The organism is Citrobacter sp. MGH110, assembly GCF_001037515.1.
In the GTDB taxonomy this organism is placed as follows: Bacteria; Pseudomonadota; Gammaproteobacteria; order Enterobacterales; family Enterobacteriaceae; genus Citrobacter; species Citrobacter portucalensis.
In genome coordinates this window covers 2648344-2669219 of the sequence record NZ_KQ089830.1, presented here as the reverse complement: position 1 = coordinate 2669219, position 20876 = coordinate 2648344, and the positions used below count along the sequence as shown (strand labels likewise).

The following is a 20876-nucleotide window of genomic DNA, read 5'->3' as shown; positions in this document are numbered from 1 at the left end:
GTATTAATAATGAATAAATCTCTTTCCCTTATTCTCGGCTGTGTCTTTGCCGCGTTATCTCCATCCGCCTGGGCGCTCTCGGCTTCCACTCAGGCGGCGGTCAACAACAACTATTTGTTTATAGAAAACAATGTTGATAACGAATACTTTATTACCCCGTCCTCTCTCGATCCTCGCATTAGTGGGTCGAACACCTGGGTAAAATATGGAAACGACCAGGATAGCCTGGGATATATGGGTATCGTTGGTTGGGTAGCCAATATCTCATATTATAAAGATATGTGGATTGATAATTCGCCAATCAGTGAACCATTCCGGGGTATTCGTTGCACTACTGGTGCTAATTGCCCTGCATCTGGCTATATTGCTGCCGAGCTAACCGATCAATTTGGTTTTTATCACACCAAAGCAACCGGATCCGGAATCGCCGGTGGATACTATGGTTTTGCATCGCTGACAGACTCGGCGTATGAATACTTCCGCAATATGTCGGTCGGAAGCGCAGAGACATATAACCTTAATTTTTGTCGAACCACGATTGACTATGATTATGCGGCTGGGCAACGTTGTAAAGACCAGAGCAGCGGTAATTGGTATATCAGACCTTATACATTAAATAAAATAGGTCATTTATCTTTGGTTTCTACCAATGCATTTCAGGAGTTATGGGTTGCCAGTGATGGCACCCCGAGCATCACTAAAGACAGTGGTTATTGTGAGCTGGGTGTGGTCAGTCGTGAAGATGGCGTTATCTGTAAGATGATTTCATATAATTTAAATCAAACCAGCAATCTGACGGCTTCACTACGTATTCGTATGTACGCAGATAGCGGTTTGCTCGGTTTTACGCCTGCGGCTGCCACAATAAAATATTCTGGTGATGGTCAAACCTGGACTAACTTTAGCTCGACGTCGGTTTATTATAATGTTTTTAGTAATAGTGGTGAGTATGTCTATGTTTTTCTGTCGAAAACATTCCTGAAAAATATGGTGGATCGTGGCGTCAGTATCACCAACAGCCAACCATTTACATTTGCTTTTACAAATAGCGTGACGCCAGAGTCGGGGTATTACCAGTTTACTCCTTCGCTACAGCTCAATATTGTTCCAAAGGAATATGGGATCAGTATTATCTCATCGGATAACAGCACCTCGGCAAGCGGCAGCGGCACAATTGGCGAGACCGCTCCGATTGAGATGGATTACACCGTGACGGTCTCGGGGCCTCGTCAGGCTGATAGCATTACCGCACAAGTTATTGGGGAAAGTACGACGATAAACAATGTGCCTTATTGCCTGTTCACCTCTACGCAAGGTGGGTTATCTGTCCCCATTCCCGCCTTCCTTCAGTACAACAGTCAGTCGGGTGGCGTGGTACAGAAACGAAATAGTTGTAGTGAAGCGGCAATCAGCATGAGAGATGCGCAATGGCAACAGACGCCCTGGGACGCAAATAATACAGATGATGGAAGCTACTTTGCGACTGATTTAAAATTGCTTTTCCCAATGAATGATTCGCGTTCGATGTTGACCGTTTCCGGTGCGGATTGGGAAGGTGTTGTCAGTGCCAGCGGAGAGATAAAAGTGACGGCGAACTGGGTGGGAGTGACGCCATGAGCCACTGTCGTTTGGCGCTAAGATGGATATTGGCCTTGCTTTCCGGGCTGGCGGTGTTCTCCGCACAGGCCGTCTACCTGGAGTCGACTATTTATGAGATGCCATCGGATAAATCATTTATCAGTAAACGAATCTATAACGATAGCCAGAAACAGAACGTGTACAGTATTAGCGCAGTTAAAATAGATAAACCGGGACCGGGAGGTGAAAACAGAAGTGCTATTGCCGAAGGCGAACTTTTGTTTACTCCGCTCCGTTTTTCACTGGCACCGCAGGCAAGTGAGTTTTTTAAGATTTTCTATCGTGGCCCGCAGGATGATAAAGAACGCTATTACCGAATACTGTTTCGTGAAATGCCGATAACGCTGTTTACCGAGCGTAATCAAGGGAAAGGCGGACAGGCTCTCCCGGTGATCGCTATGGATACCATATTGGTCGTTCGTCCGAGGAAAATGAACCTGGCCTACACCATTGATGAGATAAACGGGACGTTGAAAAACACAGGGAATACTTTTTTCAAAATTATCGTACACCAGGGGTGTCACTCAACTGATGATGAAGCCACCATGCGTTATGTGTTACCGGGGGAGACCTGGCATAGTAGTGAGTTGAAAACAAAAAACCGGAAATTTATCGTAGCGTTGCAGAAATACCTACCCGTTGGTCAGGGTTGCTTAAAACTTAATCATTAGGGGGGGCTGAACCAATATGCCCTGATTATATATTGAACCTATACTGTCACTCGCTATAGAAAATGTAGCAATAAATTTAGAGTCGATGAAACAATATGTCGTGCATATTGCCGGAAATGTTTATGAATACAAGATCTACGACATCCTCTCTTAGTTTGTCGGTCAGCATAAACTACGGTAATATGTTATTCTGTTGGCCATTGTAGTTATATGTTTTGTAAATTTTGTATTTATAGCTTTTTGTTTTGTAATGAAGTGAAAGTGAGTAAAGGGATTTGTACTGATTAAGAAATGGAGATTTTTCTTTTTCAATTTTTAAATGGAACTTACGGTGTGATGAGAATACTCATATGGATAACTGTGATTATAAATTCTGAATTTACGTGATATGGCTTATGGATAAAGTTATATCACGAATCGCCTTATGATTATTGGAGGTCGAAGGTGTTGTATATTCTCTCGTGAATAGATCGAGGGACCTGCTATGCCATAAATTTAAGTTGGTGATAACTATGAATACGAAAAAAATTTTTCTGCTCAGTTATGATACTTTCCTTTTTTCAGGAATAAAAGCATGGTTACCAAATCTGGTATTGGTCGATGCACGGACATTTATTTCTGGCACGCAGTCAGTTATGTCGCAATATCCGTCCTGCTTGCTGGTGATCGATAACCGGTTGCCATTATTATTGGTCAAAAAATGGCTTCAGAGAAACAGTACACAGTTCATCAACATACACTGTATTGTTCTGCGGATGTGCGAAACTCTGCCTGTTAATCGGGGATATGAAGAATATTCCTTTATCAATGGGGCGGAATTGTCGGAGCAGTTGATCGCTCAATTAAAAGAGAGTCTATTGGCACCTAACAAAGTTGTGGAAGTCAATAAAGATTCACCGATGTTTACTTTTAACTTGACTGAATTTGAAGAAGAAATGCTGTATTCATCATTCACAAAAGAAAAACTGCATGATTTCTGTATTGCTAATTCGCTAACAATTAAGTCAGTGTATCGATATCGGGATAAAATTACTGCTCGCCTCGGCTTTTCCAATTTTAATGAAACTGTTATCTTTTTAACCCGAAATAATTTATTAAATGAAAGCTCTATAATCAATAATAATGTGAATGGGGATGCAGTTTACACTGGCGCATATGATTTTTCGGATACTAGTAGACTGAGTATGGCAATAAGGAATGAGGAGATCATTCCTTATTTTCAGCCCATCGTGAATATCAGGGGCGACGTTTGTGGTGTTGAGGTATTGGCTCGTTGGCCACAGGGACATAACTATGCTATTTCTCAGCGAGAGTTTATTCCATTGGCTGAAAAAAGTGGCTTAATCAATGAGTTAACTAGCTATTTAATGACCGCTGTTGCGCGCAATCTGGTCTCTGGAGGCGCAAGCATTAATAAAACTCTGTTCGTTTCTTTTAATGTCAGTCCGTCAGGTTTAAATAATCCCGTATTCTATTGGGAATGCCTTAATTTTATGGAGATAACGCAAGGTCTGCCGATAAAATTGATGATAGAGATAACAGAGAACCAGACGTTCACGATCACTCCTGCAATCAAAGAACTTATTCGTTCGTTACGAAATAAAGGTGTTTTGTTCGCTTTGGATGATTTTGGTACTGGATACGCTAATCTCTGCTATCTCAATGAGTTAGACCTTGATGTAATCAAAATTGATAAAAGCTTCATTAAGGAAATTAAAGAGGCTGATCAATATATCCCTATGCTCGAGTCAATTACTCACCTTTCAGGACTTATGGGGTTACGTACGGTGGCTGAGGGCGTTGAAAATGACTATCAGCAACAATGGCTGGGAAAAAATAATGTTGACTATCTGCAGGGGTATCAGTTTCTACCGCCAGTGACATTTAATGATTTTATCCGGTATTACCAGCAGTCTGTAGATTTGTTTGAATCAGCGTCGGATTCACCTTTATCTACGTAATTCATTTTTGACACGGTTTTTACATATGAAGGGTAAAACCTTTAAACGAGTATGTGCTCTGAGCTGACATGGCCTGCAGCATGATTTTTTCCTAAACACCAGGGGCAGACGCCTCTGGTATGGGCGTCTTTGCATCGCTGCCTGTCTGTCTGGTTAAGTAAAAAGTCCTACAGTGAAGTACGCACCGTTTGTTTATGTATCTTAAACGGGGTATTTATAGTGATATCAGCGTTAATCAAACAGGTACTGAGGTTTGCCCGCAGCCATGCGTCATTTCCTGACAAAATTAAGAGTCTGGCTTCCACCACCACTCATCCTGTTATTATTCCTCATCGCGGATGCGTTGACGGCGATCCCGCGTTTCACATTTGGCGCGGTGACTATCGTAATAAGTGCATTGTTGGCTAGCGTCAGTCTGGCGATGATACTGCATACCGCGTGGCAGATGCGGAAGAAACGTACGACGCTAAACCCACTGCATGCAGAGAAATCGACCACGCTTGTTACTGGCGGATGTTATGCCTGGAGCCGCAATCCAATCTATCTTGGAATGAGTGGACTCCAGTTAGCTTTTGCTCTCTACATTGGTAGCCTGATTGGAATATTGGCTGCACCGCTGTTTATACTGGTGGTTGCCAGATTACATATTGATTTTGAAGAGGAACAACTGCGAAAACATTTCGGGCCGGAATGGATACGCTATGAGCAGCGTGTTCGCCGCTGGTTATAGAATTCCCTTGCCGCGTACCAGGACACCTGTGACGACACGATTCGTGCGTAATTGAATCCGGATGATGCAAAAATAGGCGTTTGATTCGCAAGGCCATTGACGCATCGCCCGGTTAGTTTTAACCTTCTACCCCGTGTTCACATTCGTGGGCATGTCCTTATCAGGGCCGATATAGCTCAGTTGGTAGAGCAGCGCATTCGTAATGCGAAGGTCGTAGGTTCGACTCCTATTATCGGCACCATTTCAAACTCTTCCCAAGTCTACCGAAATCAACGCAAACCCCGTTTACTGCGGTTTTCAGCGCACATCTTATTTTTCGGGTAACCTGCCCCACGTTCTCCGTATCGCCATTCTTGGTTGGTAGTTCAGAGGCCGTTAATCAGGCCTCGTCGAAATGGCTGATAATATCGAGCGGCCCTGTGCCAGGGCCGATTCGTTTACTGAGCAGATTCAACAGGATGTAAATGCAATACGCTTCAATCCCTCTACCGCTTTTTCGAGGTAGGCGCGTGGACATCCCATGTTCAGGCGGATAAAACCTTTTCCAGCAGGACCAAAGCCATTTCCCATTGAAGGCGCAATACCGGCAACATCAAGCATTACCCATTTGAGCTGCTCATCATCCAGTCCAAGCGCTTTGCAATCTATCCACAATAGATACGTTGCCTGGGAAGGAACAACCCGAGCCCATGGGAGATATTCATCAATTTGTTGAATAAACCAGCGTCGATTTTCAGCCAGATAGCCAAGTAACTCGTCTAACCATGGCGCACCATGTTGCCATGCAGCCGTACTCGCCTCGACGGATAGCGCATTGAATACATCAAGTCCATGCGCATCCAGACGGCGTAAAAAGTGTTCACGCAATGCCGGTGCCGGTATCAGAAAATTAGCAATACGCAATGTCGACAAACCAAACGTTTTACTGGCTGAAGTGGCTGAAATTACACGCGAATGCCAGCGTTCTCCCAGATGCAGAACTGAAGTAAATTGTTCTCCAGGAAGCAATAAATCTGCCCATATCTCATCAGACAGCAACGTCACATCATAGGTCTCGCATAGCGTAAGTAGCTGTTCCAGCTCTTGTGCAGACCAACAACGACCGGTTGGGTTATGCGGATTACATAAAATCATTAATGGTGGACGTTCAGTCCGGAATAACATTTCCAGGTGAGCAAAATCCATTTGATAACCGGTAGCCGGGTCCTCATACAACGGATTTTCCAGCAGCTGTCTGCCGTTCAGAGAGATAATTTTAGCGAATGAGCCATAATAAGGTCCCTGAACGACCACGCCTTCACCGGGTTGACTCAGCATTTGTACGAGTAGCGATAATCCCGGAACAACACCTTCAATACTGCAGATCCACTCTTGCTTGATTTCCAGCTGATGCCGGGTTGAGAACCATGAGATTAATGAATCAAAGTAGCTTTGTGGTCGTTCGCTGTAACCAAAAATACCGTGCCCGACGCGATGAGTTAAAGCTTCCTGAACAGCGGGCGGGCAAGTAAAGTCAAAATCAGACACCCACATTGGCAACAGTTGATGTGTATCCTCGCCGAAATATCGCGCCATAAAGTCCCATTTCAGCGAGGCGGTATCGTGACGATCGATAATCTTATTAAAATCCATTACATGCTCTCCCTATTCTGTTGCCGTGATATTTTTTTCTGTTTCTGCCACTGATGGTGCCTTCGCAATACCGATTCCCGTGAAACCGTAAATCAAGGCGAAGAAGATTGCGGCATAGCACTGAATCGCCCATGGCAATAAATCCAGCGTGCTCACTCCTAATGTCGTGGCCATATAAACTCCGGCAGCGGTCCACGGCAACAACGGCTCAATAACGGTGCCAGCGTCTTCAATGGTGCGGGACAGATTTTTGGTATCCAGTCCCATACGACGATATGCGTCTTTAAACAGTTCAGCTGGAACCAGAAGAGCCAGCTTGCCGTCGCTTGTTGCTCCGGTCACCAGAAGGGTGGTACCAATGGTTGCCGCAATTAACTGACCGACACTGTGAATGACCGTCAGTAAGTGGTTAATGATAATGTTGAGCGCGCCGGTTAACGTTAAGGCACCGGCAAAAGAGAATGCGCAAAATACCAGAAGGATAGTGCTCATCATTGAGAACATTCCGCCGCGGTTCAGCAGGCGCGGAACATCAGCAATAATGCCCTCACTCCCTTGCGGGAACATAGTAATGTTGAATCCATCTATAAAGGCATCCAGTCCCTGCTTGATGCTGAGTCCTTGCATGACAACGCCCAGAATCAGGGCTAATACGCATGCACTCAGCATTAAAGGAATGACCGGCTTTTTACGAATTGCGCCCCACAACACAATAACCGGCGGCAAAATCAGAATGATATTGAAGTGGTATAGCGACTCCAGAGCGTTGACAATATCGGTAACCCGTTGCGGCGTGGCGACCTCGCCCAGCATATTGCTGTGGCCGGCAATAAGATAAACCACGGCGGCAAGCAGAAAGCTGGGAATGGTGGTCCATAATAAGTGCTGGATATGCTCGAAAAGGGTGGTATCTGCAACAATGGCCGCAAAGTTGGTGGAGTCTGACAGCGGCGATATCTTGTCACCGAAGTAAGCGCCAGAAACAACGGCACCTGCCGCTGCTGCCATCGAAACATCCAGTCCGGCGGCAACGCCCATCAATGCTACGCCAACCGTTCCGGCGGAACCCCAGGAGGTTCCGGTACACACCGATACGACGCTGGTCAAAAAGAAGGCGGCGATGAGAATGTATTCGGGGCTGATGAGTTTAAGTCCCCAGTACACCATGTAAGGGATGGTGCCGCTGAACATCCATGTACCAATCAGGCCGCCGACACAGATAAGAATCATGATAACCGGCATTGCTTTGGCGAGTTTATCAACCACCGAATTAATGATGTCTTCCCAGCAATACCCTTGCCACCAGGCCATACCCGCGGCGACTGCAGCAGAACATAGCAACAAAGGCTCAATACGTAGCCCCATGATGCCGTAGCCAATAATTAGCAGCAGTAGCATGGCTAAAATAGGGATCACTGCCAGTCCAAATGAGAGTGTTTTTTTCTGATTTTGAGAGGCATTCATTCATGAATCTCCAGTCTGTAAGGTCGCTCAAGAGTAGAGAACACCCTTTTGCCTGACTGTGATCGCTCATTGGCCCTCATGTAAGCGATTACATGAAGACGTTAAACTTGAAGTCGATCACAATTCAGGGGCTTGACGATTTACGCATTGATTTCAGAGAGAGGGGGGAAGAACAGAATCGCGGATCACTAAATCCGCAGTGAAACTATTCACGCTGGGACGCTGAGTTGCGCCCTTAAAAAGCTGTATCGCCAGCTGCGAAGCGCAGCGAGCCATGCGCTCAACGGGATAATGCATTGTTGTGAGTGCGGGGTAGAGATAGCGGGCCATCACCACATCATCAAATCCAACGATCGAAAGCTGCTGCGGAAGTGTAATTCCCTGCTGATGGAGAATGCGCATAATTCCGGCGGCCATTACATCATTAAACGTCACCGCTGCGGTGAAAGGAATGCCGCAATTAAGCAGCTGGTGTGCAGCGCGTTCGCCACCTTCTTCATTAAAGGGCACGCTAATCACCCAGTTTTTATCTGGCGTAATGCCATATTCGGCCAGCGCCTGGCGATAGCCTTCCAGCCGCTCACGGCGATCGATAATCGGTAAATCACTTGTCACGCAGGCAATACAACGGTGCCCCTGTTCCAGGAGATGTAGCGTGGCTGTTTTAGCTGCCTGACTATTTTCCAGCCACACGCAGCGATTGGCCATCCCGGCAATATAGCGGTTCACGACCACCATGGCAGGAAAATGAGCGGCATATCGCAACAGTTCCTTTTCAGACAGTCTACTGGCATGGACCACAATAGCTTCACAGCCCTGGTTTATCAGGAAATCGAGTCCTGATTTTTCCATTCCTTCATCGTGGCCACCGCTGCATACCATCAGCCGAAATTGCTGCTGGCGTGATACTTCTTCCACGCCTCGGGCAAGCCTGGCAAAAAAGGGATCGGCAAGGTTGCCGGTCAATAACCCGAGCATGTCACCGCTGCGTTTCGCTAATGCAATAGCGGCGGCATTGCGATGATAGTTCAGTTCGCGCATGGCTTTTTCAACACGCTCACGCGTCACGGGTTCAACCCATGCGGTTTGATTAATAACACGTGAAACTGTTGCGGTGGACACTCCCGCTAACTCTGCAACATCCTTTATCGTTGCCATGCTGGCTCTTTACCTTTTTGATTCTTAAGAATTTGCTTATCGCTGGGTCTTTTCCTTATCTTATTCAGGTTGGGGGGATTTGTCACCGAGACATCCTCTGAGTATATCTACTCAGAGGCTTATTTTTAGTACTGAATAATTAAATACTATCCTGAGTATTATTATCCTTACATACGATATTCGATCATCCCGCTCTTTTGGGCCACCCAGTCATACAGACGTTGTCCACGGAGATTGGTTTCATGCGTATGCCAGTATAATCTTGACGCGTGGTGTTTTTTGGCTTGTTGTTGGACATACTCGATAAGCTGTTTACCGATATGTTGACCACGTACCTCTTCGCTAACAAATAAATCTTCGAGATAGCAATAGTTGGATTCTGCCCATGTTGAACGGTGAAAGAGATAATGCACCAGTCCCACTATTTTTCCATCATATTTGGCAACAGCACAATAAACAGGTTCGCTCGGGGTAAGGAAACGCTCCCACGTTAATTTTGTTACTTCATCTGAAATTTTAGTGCGATAAAATGTTTGATAGTTTATCCATAAAGGAAGCCAGCTGGCGTAGTCTTTTTGTTCTGCACTTTCAATAGTAACGGTATTCATGTTAATCATATATATCCTGATATTTTATACGAGTAATGTGTTAGTATGATGATACTAAGAACTTTATAAATTCTCGTAAAGAGACACTTTCGATATATTGATAGGATCCACTTTTAGTATAAAGGTTAATACAATGAAGAAAAACAATGCGCCTTTATTTCAAGGATTTGTTTTAGGAAAAGGCGCGGTTAAGGTGCAGGTTTACCACATCCTCCGCGATCACATCCTCGAAGGGCGATTGCCGCCAGGAACAAAAATGCCGTCAACCAGGGCATTGTCCGAGATGATGTCAATTTCACGAAACTCAGCGATCGCCGGTTATGACAGGCTATTAGATGAAGGGTATATCCTGACCCGTAAAGGGTCTGGAACATATGTCTCACATAATATTCCGGATCGGAGTATCAGCAATAGCTATCCAAAGATGGCGTCGGGGGACGTCGTCTCGCCTGATGAACAGGTTCACAGCCGAAATAATCCTGTTCGCGATTTGTGGTCAAATGAGTATGAAGGGCGCGGCATGAACCGCCTATTTGCGGTTGGTGTCGGGTGTACGGATCTCTTCCCGCATGCGTTATGGGGAAAGCTACTGCAACGTGTCTGGAGACAATCCCGGCATCAACTGGGCGCTCACACTCATCCTTGCGGGTACTTTCCATTGAGAAAAGCGGTTTGCCGCTACATTAAAACAACGCGTGGAGTGAACTGTAACGAAGAACAGATAATCATCGTAAATGGTATTCAACAGGCATTGAACATTACTGCACGAGCATTGCTGTCGGCAGGAAGTGACGTTTGGCTGGACGACCCGGGTTACAAAGGCGCCCGCGGAGCCTTCATGTCAGTTGGCGCGATGGTGAGGCCCGTACCGGTAGATAGCGAGGGAATGAACGTCCGCTATGGTATTGATCATTTTCCTGACGCTAAGTTGGCCTATGTCGTCCCGTCGGATCAATATCCATTAAGTGGAACGTTAAGTTTATCCCGGCGTTTTGAGTTGCTGGAATGGGCGAAGTTGAATCAGGCATGGATATTTGAAGATGACTATAATAGCGAGTTCCGTTATGCCGACCGTTCTTTACAAGCTCTGCAAGGATTAGATCAGAATCAACGCGTAATCTACGCCGGAACATTTTCTAAAATGATGTACCCGGAATTCCGTTTAGGTTTTTTAGTTGTCCCGCCGGGTTTACAAGAACAAATTATGGTGACGAAATATTTTTCCGATCTTGGCACCAGTTATCTTGAACAGGCTGTGATGGCGAATTTTATTGAGGATGGTCACTATGCCAGTCATGTGCGCCGAATTCGTAAGGCATGCTATGAAAGAAGAACTGCGCTGGTCAATGCTATTCAAGAATACCTGGCTGATAAAATGATTGTGCAACCTTCTGACTCTGGCGTCCATATTGTGTGCTGGCTACAAAACGGATTAACCGGAAATGAAGTTGAGGAGCAAGCCAGATTACTAGGGATGGGAATACTATCACTAAGTCGTTATTACCAGAGCGATGTCTCACGACAGGGGATTTTGATTGGTTTTGCAAATCATCCGGTAGAGGCAATTGTTGATGGGATTCGCCGTTTGGCTCAGGTTATTTAAATTATAATTTATTCAGCTCTTAGCATTAATGCAGTAAATACGTTTCTTTCGCTACGGGCAAAAATATAGTGCCTGTTTTTTGTACAATTAAAGAGTGTGGATCCGTTAAAAACACGCATTGTGGTTCTTTTGGGCCGCTCAGTTTGATCATACCCTGCGCTGGTTTAGTTCTGTTTTGTAAGAGGTACAGATATGCCGGGCGTCTTTAATCAATTCCAACAACCCGTAGGTATGACTTTGTCTGACTGGAAAGGCGCACCCTTTCCACAGGCTCAGCAAATTACAGGTCGCTATTGTAAGCTTGAGCGCATTAACACCGAACGCCATGCAAAAGAGTTGTATGAAGCGTACTGCGAAGCAAGCGATTGTCGTGACTGGACATATCTGGCGGTCGGACCTTTTGAAACTTTTGATGCCTTCCTGGTTTATTTAAAACACATGGAAGAACAGACAGATCCGATGCATTTTGCCGTGATCGATTTAACCAGTATGAAACCTGTTGGTACGTTTGCTCTTATGCGGATTGATCCCGCAAATGGTGTGATTGAGGTAGGGCATGTTTCTTACTCCGTACGCATGAAACGCACGCGAATTTCAACGGAAGTCATATCATTGCTTTTAAAGTACGTTTTTGAGGATCTGGGCTATCGCCGTTTTGAATGGAAATGTGATGCCTTCAATGAGCCTTCCCGTAGGGCGGCGGAGCGCTTTGGCTTCAGTTTTGAAGGTATATTTCGGCAGGCTATCGTTACCCGGGGTCGTAATCGAGATACCGCATGGTACTCAATCATTGACGGTGAGTACCCGATACTTCGACCTGCCTACGATCTGTGGCTCGATGAGCGTAATTTCGATAGCCAGGGACGGCAGATTCGGCGCCTTGGCGAGCTGATGGAAAGGGGATAAAAAAGCTCCCCGAATAAACCGGAGAGCCAGAAAGCGTAGCGCACGCGCAGTATTATTTCTGCCGCGACTCCAGCCAGACCAGTGCCAGCGTGGAGAGTGCGCACATCAGCAGAATGCCGACAAACCAAAACAGATACCACATCGTACGGTCCTCCCTAGTAAAGTTCGTGATTGTGGCGGCGGATCGTTTCTACATTGATTCGTCCCAGCATTTTGTAATAACTCCACACGGTATAAAGCAGAACGATCGGTAGAAAAATCAGCACAATAACCAGCATGATACTGAGCGTCATCTGGCTGGAGGTACTGTCCCACACCGTCAGGCTAGAGAGCGGATACGCGCTTGAAGGCATCACAAACGGAAACAGGGTGATTCCGGCGGTGAAGATCACGCAGGCCTGGGTCAGTGAAGCGCACAGAAATCCCCATACGGCCCGACGTTGCCCGCAGGCATAGATCGCGAGCATCGGGAACATCATGCCAAGCAGCGGAATAATTAACAGCAGTGGTGACTGATAAAAGTGCGCCATCCACGCGCCCGGTGAGGTCGTTACCATTTTTAATAGCGGGTTGGAAGGACCATTCGGATCCTGGCTAAGTAGCACATAGCCGTCGATCCCCGTCCATAGCCAGTAACCGGCTAACAGAAAGCAGAGCACGACCAGCATTGCGCTACGACGGGTAGCAGAGAGCGCACGTTGGTGAAGAATGCCGTCGGTCTTCAACTGGAGCCAAACACCCCCTTGCAGAATAACCAGCATCAGGCTTAATGCGCCGCACAGCAGCGCAAAGGGTGAGAGTAACTGCCAGAAAGTGCCCAGGTATTGCACATGAAGCTGTGGTGTGAAGATAAAAGGCACGCCCAGGAACAGGTTGCCGAACGCGACGCCGAAGATAACAGGAGGGACCAGGCTCCCGATAACCAACCCGGTGTCCCACAAAGCACGCCAGCGTGCATTGGCTATTTTTCCGCGATAATCAAAGGCCAACGGGCGAAAGAAAAGAGCACACAGCACCAGGATCATCGCCACATAAAACCCCGAAAATGCGGCGGCATAGACCCGCGGCCAGGCCGCGAATAATGCACCGCCCGCCAGAATGAGCCACACCTGGTTACCTTCCCAGTGCGCCCCGACGCTATTAATCAACACCCGACGCTCATCATCGTTTCGCGCGATCAGCGGTAACAGGCAGCCGACCCCCATATCAAACCCGTCAGTGACCATAAAGGCCACCAGAATGATGCCAATCAGCAGCCACCAAATGAGCCGCAACGTTTCATAATCCAACATGATTGTCTCCTTTATCCCTGTTGTTGCGTTGGTTGCTGGTTATGCATTGCATCTGGACCAAGGCGCGCGTATTTCTGCATCAGGTAGACCTCAGCAATTAAAAACAGGGTGTAAAGCGTGAGAATTAGCCCCATCGAGAAGGCCAGTTGGCCTGCGCTCAGCGCGGAGTGGGCGTACCATGTCGGCAAAATATCCTGAATCGCCCACGGCTGGCGGCCAAACTCCGTCATAAACCAGCCAGCTTCGATGGCAATCCACGGGAGCGGCAGGCTCCACAGCGTCATGCGCAGTACCCAGCGATGCTGGTCGATACGCCAGCGTAAGGTCTGGATCAGCGCAATCGCCATCACCAGTAGCAGCAGCGAACCGCAAGCAATCATGATGCGAAAGCTCCAGAACACGGGGGCCACTTGCGGAATGGTGCCGCGTTGCGCGGCCTGATATTGCGCTGGCGTAACGTGGTTCATGTCAGGCGCGTAGTTCGCCAGCAGGATGCCGTAACCCAGATCTTTCTCCACAGCGTGAAAAGCGTTCAGTACCTGAGGCGTGCGGTTACCTTTGGCAATTTCCTGCATCAGTAACCACGCCTCACGGCCCCGCTGCAGGCGTGGGAGCGCGTCCGCCATCAGGTTTTTCAGCCCCGGAACCGGCGTATCCAAAGAGTGGGTCGCCAGAATACCCAGCAGGGCCGGTATTTTCACGGCAAAGGCGTTACGCTCTTGCTCCTGCTGCGGCCAGGCGATGACATGAAAGGGCGCGGGGGCCGGTTCGGTTTGCCATTCGCCCTCCATTGCCGCCAGTTTTACTGGCTGGAGCTGGGCGACCTCAAAGGCTGAGCTATCACCCAGTTGTAGCGTGCCGAGGATAGCCAGCGTGCCAAAGACGGAACCCACCGCGAAGGAGCGCCGGGCGAACTCGCGATTGCGACCACGCAGCAAATACCAGGCGCTGATGGACATCACAAACATGGCGCCGGTGACATAACCAGACATCACGGTATGCACAAATTTCACCTGGCTGACGGGGTTAAAGACCAGCTCGCTAAAGCTGGTCATCTCCATGCGCAGGGTATCAAAATTAAAGTGAGCGCCAGTTGGATATTGCATCCAGCCGTTGGCGTTGAGGATCCACAGGGCCGAAATGTTAGAGCCAAACGCAACCAGCCAGGTCACCAGTAAATGCTGATACTTGTTTAAGCGCTGCCAGCCAAAGAAGAACAGCCCCACGAAGGTGGATTCAAGAAAGAAGGCCATCAAGGCTTCCATCGCCAGCGGGGCACCGAAAATATCACCCACATAGTTGGAATAGAGCGACCAGTTAGTACCGAACTGAAACTCCATGGTCAGGCCGGTTGCCACGCCGAGCGCAAAGTTAATACCGAATAGCTTTCCCCAGAAACGCGTCATGTCGCGGTAGACTGTTTTGCCGGTCACCACGAACAGGGTTTCCATGATGGCTAGCAAAAAAATCAGCCCCAGCGTCAGGGGAACAAACAGAAAATGGTACAGCGCGGTCAGTGCAAACTGCCAGCGCGATAGGTCAATGACGTCCCACATGCGAACTCCATCAGGCATTAGAGAGTGAATAGGTAAGAAAAAAACGTCAGACCCGCAGTAGACAAGTACGCGGGTCTAAAGAGGGGATCAGGCAGGCGGGCCGGATGCCAGCCAGCCGCAGACTTCATCCAGCCGCTCGAGCGAGTCGAGCAGATCTTCCTGTGCGGCCAATACCAGTTCCGGCAACGGACAGATCTCATAACTCTCAAGCAGAAGCCCTTTCAGGGTATCCAGACAGCGAACATGCCAGACATGGCGCAGCGCCGTGGCGTCGATTTGGCTCTCGCCGTAGCCGATGGTGCGGATTTGAATGTGCCCTTCGCCGCACAGGCGGGCGAGGAACAGGCGATCCGCGTCGCTAATCGGCAGTTGGGTGAGGTTAATGCTATGGGGTTGCGCTGCCGGATCGCGCACGTGCGCCAGCAGTTCCTGGGCCAGCGTCAGGCCATTCATCAACCCATCTATAGGCGGAGGCAGCAGGCTATCGTCCGGCAGCGTAGTGATTGTTGCCGCCTGCCACAGTGCCCGTGGTGCGCTGCCTACTTCCAGATGTTCCTGCCATTGCCCCTTGTCATCCTGACAACGCACCCGCCAGATACCGCAGAAAATCGACTCCTGAATCTCGCTCGCCCTGCCGTCAGCATGCTGAATGCGCACGGAAACTTCGCCTTCGCCGAGTAGCGTATTCAGAAAGGTGAGATCGTCTGCATTGAGCGAGGATAAATCCCATCCCAGCACATCCTGTTTGGCGGGAATTCTCTGGGTGAGCTGGTGGCGCACATCGGCTAACAATGCCATCACCGCCGGGCTGTGCGGACAGTTTTCCAGTGTTGCCATGCTGGGGTCGCTGTTGAGCTGGCAGGTGAGGGGCAAGGGATTCATGCTGAAGCAGTCATCACCTGGCTGCGTTCCTGGCCCCAGCAGATGAAAAAAGGAATCGCTCATCATGCAGACTCCGGCGGTATACGTTCTTCAACGAGGGGACGCATCAGGTTGAGCAAGTCGGCCCACGGGTGGATACCGCTGAGAATGCCGCGCAGCTCACCTTGGGTAAACACCAGGGTAGCCGGAAAACGGAACACGCCGAAGCGATCGCCGATCGCCTCACTGTGTTCAAGATCCGCCATGGCGATGTGCCAGTCAAACTGGGGAAACTCGCGGAGCAACTCGGCAATCATGACCGGGTTATCGCTGACTTCCGGTGTACGGCGAGGATCGCTACTGAGCAGGACCACGCCATTACGCACGCGGGTTATCCAGTCATCCAGTTCAGATGCGCTCAGCGGTTGCCAGCCCTTAGCCAGCATTCGCTGCCATAGCGCAGAAAACGGTTGGTCATTCAACATGTTAATTATCTCTCCAGCGTTACGCGATACTGGCGAATACGCACGCCTTCATAGTTTTCCATCGACAGGCAGTCATAGTTCAGGCAACGCGTTTCATCGCTTGTCTGTGGCACAATGCCCCACGCGGCCAGTTGCGTAAGCGCGGCCTGTTCCGCCGCCGGGAGCTGAGCGCGCGCGATGTCGGTCAGGCTGCCGCCATAGTCGTCCAGCTGTACCGGCTGTAGTCCCACCAGAGCGATGTGCGCGGGGAGATGGCCGCGAATATCCGCCAGAGCCAGCACTTCAGAGAAGCTGTTCTGATGCAGACTCATTTTTTTAGCGCTGAGGTAACTCGGGACTTTGTCTCCGGCGTAAGTTTGCAGGGTTCCCGGCTCAAGCCCGTAGTCGATGGCGTCAAGCAGCAGCAAATGGCTGGCCTGCTCAACGTAGCCCAGCAGATTCAGTCCCTGCGTGCCGCCGTCAACAATCTCTACCGATTCTGGCCAGTGATAATGGGCGTACAGGCGCTCAGCGAGGCGAATACCAAACCCTTCATCTGCCCACAGCAGGTTGCCTAAGCCCATCACGATGACGTTAGGTTCGCTCATGACGCCTCCTTATCGTGCTGACCCTTGGGAAACTTATGGCTACGAAAGCCGTTAATCATGGTTGAGATGACGGTTTCGTCAGACATGATGTCCTCACGAATCGCCATATACACATGGCCTACGATGAAGGCGGCGATGAACCACATCCCTAACCGATGCCAGCTGTGGATATCGAGAGAGTTCCCGCCGGTCCAGTAGAAAAACTCCGTCACATAGCGGAAAGGGGTAAAAATGGCGTACTGGCTATGTTCGCTGTATAAGGCAAAACCGGTGAGGATCATAAAAACGGAAAGCAGGAAATAACCGCACATCGCCGCCTGTGCGATGGGGTTATGACCGATATCATCTCCCGGTTTTTTTTCCAGAAACAGATACCAACGCACCACAGAATACGCACCCTGCCACCAGCTGCGCCGCCAGACCGGCACGATAAACAGTTCGCGTGAATAACGGTTACCGACGAAGGCCCAGTAAATGCGCATCAGCAGTATCACCGTGAACACCATGGCGGCGGCGAAATGCACCAGCCGGATGTCGCCTATATAGAACAGATAAGTGGCCTCACCGCTGACCGACGGCAGCGGTCGGCCAATGAAGTATCCGGTCACCATCAACACCAACATGCAGCCCACCGTCAGCCAGTGCCACAAGCGTACTGGCGCTTCAAACACATAGTGGCTGGTGGCGGTATCACGCGCCTCCCTGACGCGTAGGGATGTTTTTCCAGTCATCGTTCCGTTCCTTAACGCTTAGCGAACCTGGACGGCGATAAGCTCGCTGCCGTCGTCGCCGAGTACGTGGGTTGAACATGCCAGGCAGGGGTCGAAGCTGTGCAAGGTGCGCAGGATCTCCAACGGTTGATCCGGTATCGCCATTTGGGTGCCCATCAGCGCCGCCTCGTAAGCGCCAATTTGTCCCTTTGGATCGCGCGGGCTGGCATTCCAGGTGGTCGGCACCACGCATTGATACAGGTCGATCTTCTGGTCGCGAATCGATGCCCAGTGGCCTAATGCTCCGCGCGGCGCTTCGGTAAAACCGATCCCGCGACAGTGCTGCGGCCAGCTTTCAGGCTCCCACTTTTCGGTATTTGCGGTAGCCAGATTGCCGTTTTTCAGGTTGGTCATCAGCTTGTCGAAGAAATATTGCAGCTTGCTCACGGCCCACTGCGCTTCGTGCGCGCGGCACAGAATACGTCCCAGCGTTGATTGCATACCCGACAGCGGCAGCTTGAGGGCGGACATCATGCGATCCACGGATTCAATCGTGGCGGCATCCCCTTTGTGATAGGCAATCAGCGTACGCGCCAACGGCCCAACTTCCATAGCGTGTCCGCGCCAGCGCGGGGCTTTAATCCACGAATAGCGTTCCTGTTCGTTGAGCTGCTTGATATCGGTATCGCTGCCTTTGACATCGCCCGGGTTGTACCAGGGTTCAGTAATCCCTTCGAACGGGTGGCGACCTAATTGATCGTCCGGATAACGATACCAGGCATGATCGACAAACTCCTGAATTTGCTGCTGATCGTTCAGGTCCACCGGCATGACGTTGTTAAAATCACCGTTAATCACCGCGCCGCCAGGCATCAATAGGCTCTTCGCGCTGAAGTCATTGGCGATATCCGGGAACGCGCCGTAGCTTAAGACGCACTTATCAGAAAGCCCGGTGCCAATCTGGCTCCAGGGTTTATTGAACTGGCCGATAGCCAGCGCGTCAGGCACCATGACGTTGTTGATGAAATCAGCGGTGCGGGTGATGATCGACTGCACCAGGTTCAGGCGTTCCATATCGACTGCGCCTACCGCGCCGCTCTGATCGATATTGATAGCGCACGGCATCCCGCCGACAATCCAGTTCGGATGCGGATTCTTACCGCCAAACACCGTATGGATTTTGATGATCTCGCGCTGAAAATCGAGCGCTTCCAGATAGTGGGCAAAGCCCATCAGGTTGGCCTCTGGCGACAGCTTGTACTGCGGATGTCCCCAATAACCGTTGCGGAAAATCCCCAACTGACCGCCTTCGACAAATTTCTTCAGGCGATTTTGAACGTCAAAGAAGTAGCCTGGAGAAGACATCGGCCAGGCTGAAAGGCTTTGTGCCAACTGCGATGTGGCGCGCGGGTCTGCTTTCAGTGCATTCAGCACGTCAATCCAGTCCATTCCGGCTAACTGGTAAAAATGCACCAGATGGTCGTGGCACCACAGCGTCGCCAGCATAATATTGCGAATGATGTTGGCGTTGTCGGGCACCTTTATGCCAATAGCGTCCTCAATGGCATAGACCGAGGCGAGCGCATGTACGCCGGTGCACACTCCGCAAATTCGTTCGACAAATGCCCAGGCATCGCGCGGGTCGCGCCCCTGTAGAATGATCTCCAGCCCGCGGAACATAGTGCCGCAGGAAACTGCGTTGGTGATGATGTTCTGCTCATTAATGTTCACTTCACAACGCATATGGCCTTCAATGCGCGTGATGGGGTCGACAACCAGGCGGCGACCGGCATTATTGACCGTATATCCCTGGGTTTGATACGAATTGCTCATGCCTGTTTATCCTTATTGTCTGGAGACTGTTGTCCGGCGTCGGCTAGTTGCTGTTTGTGGCGGTTGTGTTGATTGACGGCGCTGGCGACTGCGTGAACACCGACACCGGCCGCCACGACGCCTAGCGCGGTGAGGCCCACGGTATCGGCGGTTGAATGCGTCCCCATTTGTGGAATATCAACCACGCGGCTGTAGAACGAACCGCGATCCCAGAAGCCGTTTTCCGAACATCCCAGACAACCGTGGCCGGACTGGATGGGGAAAGAAACGCCACCATTCCAGCGGGTGGTGGAACAGGCGTTATAGGTGGTTGGCCCTTTGCAGCCCATTTTGTACAGGCAATAGCCTTTGCGGGCGGCGTCATCGTCCCAACTCTCAACGAACTCCCCGGCGTCAAAGTGGGCGCGGCGGTAGCATTTATCGTGAATACGCTGACCATAGAACATCAGCGGACGACCCAGACGATCGAGTTCAGGCAAACGATCAAATGTCACCATGTAGGTAATGATGGCGCTCATGACATCCGGAATCGGCGGGCAGCCGGGCACTTTCACGATCGGCTTATCGGTGATCACCTTATCGATCGGCGTAGCCTGGGTAGGGTTAGGCCGGGCAGCCTGCACGCATCCCCAGGAGGCGCAGGTTCCCCAGGCGATAATCGCGCTGGCTCCTGCTGCGGCTCGTTTTAACTTTTCAATAAAAGGGCGCCCGCTGCTGATGCAAAACATCCCTTGCTCGCCCAGCGGAGGGTTGCCTTCGACGGCCAGAATGTAGCGGCCATGGTACTGGCGCAAAATGTCTTCAAATACCTCTTCGGCCTGCGTTCCGGCGGCGGCCATCAGCGTGTCGTCGTAATCGAGGGAAATCAGGGAGAGGATGACGTCTTTGGCAAGTGGGTGAGAGGAGCGGATAAATGATTCGGTGCAGCAGGTGCATTCCAGCCCGTGGATCCAGACTACCGGGATCCGGGGTTTGTTCTCTAGCGCCCAGGCAATTCTGGGCGTCATTCCGGCTCCCAACCCCAGCGATGTAGCCGCGAGGCTACAATATTTGAGAAAACTGCGTCTGCTTACGCCTTTGCGGCGCATCGCCTGATAAAAGGTCTCCTCGTTATTCGTATTCATAACACGCGTTTCTTCCCCCGTTGAGTTCTGGCGCATGCCGCCAGCGATATCTAAAAA

Annotated in this window: 19 protein-coding genes and 1 tRNA gene; 7 read left to right on the top strand and 13 right to left on the bottom strand. The window is 49.9% G+C overall.

The annotated features are described in order from the left end of the window. Positions 1 to 9 precede the first annotated feature (9 nt). The 5 genes from SK38_RS12645 to SK38_RS12625 all read left to right on the top strand — a co-directional run bounded on the left by SK38_RS12645 (position 10) and on the right by SK38_RS12625 (position 5241). Entirely contained in the window at positions 10 to 1617 is a 1608-nt protein-coding gene (locus SK38_RS12645; RefSeq protein ID WP_048236040.1) for a fimbrial protein, read from the top strand. Next, a complete protein-coding gene (locus tag SK38_RS12640; RefSeq protein WP_048226424.1) occupies positions 1614 to 2309 on the top strand; it encodes a fimbrial biogenesis chaperone in 696 nt (231 codons plus the stop codon). The genes SK38_RS12645 and SK38_RS12640 overlap by 4 nt, the downstream gene beginning before the upstream one ends. Positions 2310 to 2821: 512 nt before the next feature. Continuing rightward, positions 2822 to 4270: an EAL domain-containing protein gene (locus SK38_RS12635; RefSeq protein WP_048236039.1), complete on the top strand. Its 1449-nt coding sequence runs from the start codon at positions 2822 to 2824 to the stop codon at positions 4268 to 4270. Between the two features lie 265 nt (positions 4271 to 4535). Continuing rightward, positions 4536 to 5000, top strand: coding sequence for a methyltransferase family protein (locus SK38_RS12630; RefSeq protein ID WP_048236038.1), 465 nt, complete (start codon positions 4536 to 4538; stop codon positions 4998 to 5000). Between the two features lie 165 nt (positions 5001 to 5165). After that, a tRNA-Thr gene (locus SK38_RS12625) sits at positions 5166 to 5241 on the top strand. Between the two features lie 209 nt (positions 5242 to 5450). Here the strand turns inward: SK38_RS12625 and SK38_RS12620 are convergent. The 4 genes from SK38_RS12620 to SK38_RS12605 form a co-directional block, all read right to left on the bottom strand. Then, positions 5451 to 6632: a MalY/PatB family protein gene (locus tag SK38_RS12620; RefSeq protein WP_048236037.1), complete on the bottom strand. Its 1182-nt coding sequence runs from the start codon at positions 6630 to 6632 to the stop codon at positions 5451 to 5453. A 12-nt stretch (positions 6633 to 6644) separates the two neighbouring features. Continuing rightward, entirely contained in the window at positions 6645 to 8096 is a 1452-nt protein-coding gene (nhaC, locus tag SK38_RS12615) for a Na+/H+ antiporter NhaC (RefSeq protein ID WP_048236036.1), read from the bottom strand. A gap of 153 nt (positions 8097 to 8249) precedes the next feature. Then, positions 8250 to 9254: a LacI family DNA-binding transcriptional regulator gene (locus SK38_RS12610; RefSeq protein ID WP_008783828.1), complete on the bottom strand. Its 1005-nt coding sequence runs from the start codon at positions 9252 to 9254 to the stop codon at positions 8250 to 8252. Positions 9255 to 9421: 167 nt separating this feature from the next. Then, complete coding sequence (locus SK38_RS12605) at positions 9422 to 9871, bottom strand: GNAT family N-acetyltransferase (RefSeq protein ID WP_008783829.1); 450 nt, start codon at positions 9869 to 9871, stop codon at positions 9422 to 9424. A gap of 124 nt (positions 9872 to 9995) precedes the next feature. On the opposite strand from SK38_RS12605, the gene pdxR reads away from it, so the two are divergent. Both pdxR and SK38_RS12595 read left to right on the top strand, forming a co-directional pair. After that, the gene (pdxR, locus tag SK38_RS12600) at positions 9996 to 11465 is read left to right on the top strand and encodes a MocR-like pyridoxine biosynthesis transcription factor PdxR (protein WP_048236035.1); all 1470 of its coding nucleotides are present in this window, start codon (positions 9996 to 9998) and stop codon (positions 11463 to 11465) included. A gap of 192 nt (positions 11466 to 11657) precedes the next feature. Then, positions 11658 to 12371, top strand: a complete 714-nt coding sequence (locus SK38_RS12595; RefSeq protein ID WP_048236034.1) for a GNAT family N-acetyltransferase — start codon at positions 11658 to 11660, stop codon at positions 12369 to 12371. 52 nt (positions 12372 to 12423) lie between these two features. Here SK38_RS12595 and cbdX read toward each other — a convergent pair whose 3' ends face one another. The 9 genes from cbdX to hyaA form a co-directional block, all read right to left on the bottom strand. Further along, positions 12424 to 12513, bottom strand: a complete 90-nt coding sequence (gene cbdX / locus SK38_RS24045; protein WP_003830863.1) for a cytochrome bd-II oxidase subunit CbdX — start codon at positions 12511 to 12513, stop codon at positions 12424 to 12426. Between the two features lie 13 nt (positions 12514 to 12526). Beyond that, positions 12527 to 13663 (bottom strand): cytochrome d ubiquinol oxidase subunit II, encoded by a 1137-nt coding sequence (appB, locus tag SK38_RS12590; protein WP_048236033.1) that lies wholly within the window; start codon positions 13661 to 13663, stop codon positions 12527 to 12529. A gap of 11 nt (positions 13664 to 13674) precedes the next feature. Further along, positions 13675 to 15219 (bottom strand): cytochrome bd-II oxidase subunit 1, encoded by a 1545-nt coding sequence (gene appC / locus SK38_RS12585; RefSeq protein WP_048236032.1) that lies wholly within the window; start codon positions 15217 to 15219, stop codon positions 13675 to 13677. A gap of 87 nt (positions 15220 to 15306) precedes the next feature. Then, positions 15307 to 16164, bottom strand: coding sequence for a hydrogenase expression/formation protein (locus SK38_RS12580; RefSeq protein WP_048236482.1), 858 nt, complete (start codon positions 16162 to 16164; stop codon positions 15307 to 15309). After that, entirely contained in the window at positions 16164 to 16565 is a 402-nt protein-coding gene (gene hyaE, locus SK38_RS12575; RefSeq protein WP_048236031.1) for a hydrogenase-1 operon protein HyaE, read from the bottom strand. The genes SK38_RS12580 and hyaE overlap by 1 nt, the downstream gene beginning before the upstream one ends. Positions 16566 to 16570: 5 nt before the next feature. After that, positions 16571 to 17152, bottom strand: coding sequence for a hydrogenase 1 maturation protease (gene hyaD / locus SK38_RS12570; RefSeq protein WP_048236030.1), 582 nt, complete (start codon positions 17150 to 17152; stop codon positions 16571 to 16573). Beyond that, positions 17149 to 17883 carry a Ni/Fe-hydrogenase b-type cytochrome subunit gene (gene hyaC / locus SK38_RS12565; RefSeq protein ID WP_048236029.1) on the bottom strand — a complete coding sequence of 245 codons (735 nt, stop codon included), beginning with the start codon at positions 17881 to 17883 and terminating at the stop codon, positions 17149 to 17151. Before hyaC ends, hyaD begins: the two co-directional genes overlap by 4 nt. 18 nt (positions 17884 to 17901) lie before the next feature. Then, positions 17902 to 19695: a Ni/Fe-hydrogenase large subunit gene (gene hyaB, locus SK38_RS12560; RefSeq protein ID WP_048236028.1), complete on the bottom strand. Its 1794-nt coding sequence runs from the start codon at positions 19693 to 19695 to the stop codon at positions 17902 to 17904. Then, on the bottom strand, positions 19692 to 20819 hold the full coding sequence (hyaA, locus tag SK38_RS12555; RefSeq protein WP_153753693.1) for a hydrogenase 1 small subunit: 1128 nt from the start codon (positions 20817 to 20819) through the stop codon (positions 19692 to 19694). The genes hyaB and hyaA overlap by 4 nt, the downstream gene beginning before the upstream one ends. Between the last annotated feature and the right edge of the window lie 57 nt (positions 20820 to 20876).

What these genes read in the sequence shown, in the direction of transcription:
- SK38_RS12635 (WP_048236039.1), top strand. Translation starts at nt 2,822, where the DNA reads ATGAATACGAAAAAAATTTTTCTGCTCAGTTATGATACTTTCCTTTTT.
- hyaA (WP_153753693.1), bottom strand. Translation starts at nt 20,819, where the DNA reads ATGAATACGAATAACGAGGAGACCTTTTATCAGGCGATGCGCCGCAAA.
- appB (WP_048236033.1), bottom strand. Translation starts at nt 13,663, where the DNA reads ATGTTGGATTATGAAACGTTGCGGCTCATTTGGTGGCTGCTGATTGGC.
- hyaD (WP_048236030.1), bottom strand. Translation starts at nt 17,152, where the DNA reads ATGAGCGAACCTAACGTCATCGTGATGGGCTTAGGCAACCTGCTGTGG.
- SK38_RS12640 (WP_048226424.1), top strand. Translation starts at nt 1,614, where the DNA reads ATGAGCCACTGTCGTTTGGCGCTAAGATGGATATTGGCCTTGCTTTCC.
- SK38_RS12595 (WP_048236034.1), top strand. Translation starts at nt 11,658, where the DNA reads ATGCCGGGCGTCTTTAATCAATTCCAACAACCCGTAGGTATGACTTTG.
- hyaB (WP_048236028.1), bottom strand. Translation starts at nt 19,695, where the DNA reads ATGAGCAATTCGTATCAAACCCAGGGATATACGGTCAATAATGCCGGT.
- hyaE (WP_048236031.1), bottom strand. Translation starts at nt 16,565, where the DNA reads ATGTTGAATGACCAACCGTTTTCTGCGCTATGGCAGCGAATGCTGGCT.
- SK38_RS12630 (WP_048236038.1), top strand. Translation starts at nt 4,536, where the DNA reads ATGCGTCATTTCCTGACAAAATTAAGAGTCTGGCTTCCACCACCACTC.
- SK38_RS12645 (WP_048236040.1), top strand. Translation starts at nt 10, where the DNA reads ATGAATAAATCTCTTTCCCTTATTCTCGGCTGTGTCTTTGCCGCGTTA.
- hyaC (WP_048236029.1), bottom strand. Translation starts at nt 17,883, where the DNA reads ATGACTGGAAAAACATCCCTACGCGTCAGGGAGGCGCGTGATACCGCC.
- cbdX (WP_003830863.1), bottom strand. Translation starts at nt 12,513, where the DNA reads ATGTGGTATCTGTTTTGGTTTGTCGGCATTCTGCTGATGTGCGCACTC.
- pdxR (WP_048236035.1), top strand. Translation starts at nt 9,996, where the DNA reads ATGAAGAAAAACAATGCGCCTTTATTTCAAGGATTTGTTTTAGGAAAA.
- appC (WP_048236032.1), bottom strand. Translation starts at nt 15,219, where the DNA reads ATGTGGGACGTCATTGACCTATCGCGCTGGCAGTTTGCACTGACCGCG.
- SK38_RS12605 (WP_008783829.1), bottom strand. Translation starts at nt 9,871, where the DNA reads ATGATTAACATGAATACCGTTACTATTGAAAGTGCAGAACAAAAAGAC.
- SK38_RS12610 (WP_008783828.1), bottom strand. Translation starts at nt 9,254, where the DNA reads ATGGCAACGATAAAGGATGTTGCAGAGTTAGCGGGAGTGTCCACCGCA.
- SK38_RS12580 (WP_048236482.1), bottom strand. Translation starts at nt 16,164, where the DNA reads ATGAGCGATTCCTTTTTTCATCTGCTGGGGCCAGGAACGCAGCCAGGT.
- nhaC (WP_048236036.1), bottom strand. Translation starts at nt 8,096, where the DNA reads ATGAATGCCTCTCAAAATCAGAAAAAAACACTCTCATTTGGACTGGCA.
- SK38_RS12620 (WP_048236037.1), bottom strand. Translation starts at nt 6,632, where the DNA reads ATGGATTTTAATAAGATTATCGATCGTCACGATACCGCCTCGCTGAAA.